We start from the raw sequence: 1,715 nt of genomic DNA on the forward strand, positions 1-1,715 counted from the left end.
GGGCCGGCCTGCGGACCCAGAACAGCTTCGGCATCCGCCTGGGTGATCTCCTCACTGCGCGAAGTCAGTGCCAGCCGGCGGACGGTGTTCTCCAGCTGCCGCACGTTGCCCGGCCAGGCAAAGCGGTGCAGCACCTCCCGCGCAGCTTCGCTCAGCTCCCGGTGCGGCGCGCCTTCGTTCTCAGCCTTGATCAGGAAATGCTCCGCCAGCAGCGGAATATCCTCCACCCGCTCCCGCAGCGCCGGAACATGCAGTTCCGAACCGCAGATCCGGTAATAGAGATCCTGACGCAAATCGCCGCTTTCCATCGACTTGGCCAGGTCCTTCTGGCTGGAGGCAATGAAGCGGGGCGCGTGGTCACCCGGAACATCCATCATTCGCACAAGCCGCGCCTGCGCTTCTTCCGGCAGGTCCGCCAGTTCGTCAATCACCAGGGTACCGCCCTTAACTTGCGCCAGCAGCCGCGACGGGCCTTCCAGTGCGATCAGATCCGCAGAATCCGCGTGCACAAACGGCAGTGTCCGCCGGTCCGAAAAATCATGAATTGCCTGCACAATCAGAGATTTGCCAGTTCCGCTTTCCCCCGTAACCAGCAATGGCAGGTCGGTATTCATCACCCGTGCAATCAGCCGGTACAACGTCTGCATCACTTCGCTGCGGCCAATCAGGGGCAGTTCTTCGGGGCGTTCCTTTGCATCGGCGCGCGGCACTGGCGCGACCCGTTTGGCCGCCAGCGCCTTGGCGGTGCGTTTCATCAATTCCGGCAGGTCAAAGGGCTTGGGCAGATAGTCATAAGCCTCTGCCTCCTCTGCCTTGATCGCCGTCATGATGGTGTTCTGCGCCGAGATCACGATCACCGGCAGCCCGGGCCGGTCCTCCTGTATCTTGGGCAGCATTTCCAGCCCGTTTCCATCCGGCATCATCACGTCCGAGATGACGACATCGCCCTTGCCCTCGCCGACCCAGCGCATCAGCGTCGTCAGCGAGGAGGTTGCATGCACCTTGCAGCCCGCGCGGGTCAGCGCCTGGGTCAGTACAGTGCGGATGGTGCGGTCGTCGTCAGCGACCAGAACGGTGCCGTCCATGGATCAGCTCTCCTGCGGTTTTGTGTCACGCGGCACGCGCGACAGCGACAGCCGGAACACCGTGCGCCCGGGAACCGAGCTTACCGATATCCAGCCATTGTGCTCCGAGACGATCTTGCTCACCAAAGCAAGGCCCAGCCCGGTGCCGTTCTCCCGGCCCGAAACAAACGGGTCGAAAATGTCGTCCTTGATCTTGTCCGGCAGCCCCGGCCCGTCATCGGTGATCTCGATCTGAAGGGGCAGCAGCTTGCCGGTCCCATCGCTGCGGCGCAGCCGGAAGGAATGTTCATAGAAGGTGCGGATATGAATGTTCCCGCCTTTTGAATCAGATGCTTCCGAGGCGTTCTTCAATAGATTCAGCACGACCTGCAGCAGCTGGTCCGCATCGCCCCATGCCATCGGCAGCGAGGGGTCGTACTGTTCGGTTATGGTCATATGGGCGCCAAATCCCAGCAGCGCCGACCGCCGCGCCCGGTCCAGCACATCATGCAGGTTCACCGGCTGGAATGCGGGCTCAGTCAGGTTGCCGAACTGCTCCACCTGCTCCAGCAGTTTCACGATGCGCCGGCTTTCGCTGACGATCAGGTCAGTCAGCTCAAGGTCTTCCGGCCCCAGCCCCATGCTCAGCAG

General features: G+C 62.4%; 2 protein-coding genes. Both read right to left on the minus strand.

The annotated features are described in order from the left end of the window. Nucleotides 1-1,085: response regulator (locus tag RA26_RS21765; protein ID WP_039187525.1), on the minus strand; the 1,085-nt coding region annotated here is incomplete at its 3' end. Nucleotides 1,086-1,088: 3 nt separating this feature from the next. Then, nucleotides 1,089-1,715, minus strand: a 627-nt coding sequence (locus tag RA26_RS21770) for a two-component system sensor histidine kinase NtrB (RefSeq protein WP_039187527.1), incomplete at its 5' end; no start/stop codon positions are given.

The sequence above is a fragment of the Leisingera sp. ANG-M7 genome (assembly GCF_000813965.1).
Lineage (GTDB): Bacteria > Pseudomonadota > Alphaproteobacteria > Rhodobacterales > Rhodobacteraceae > Leisingera.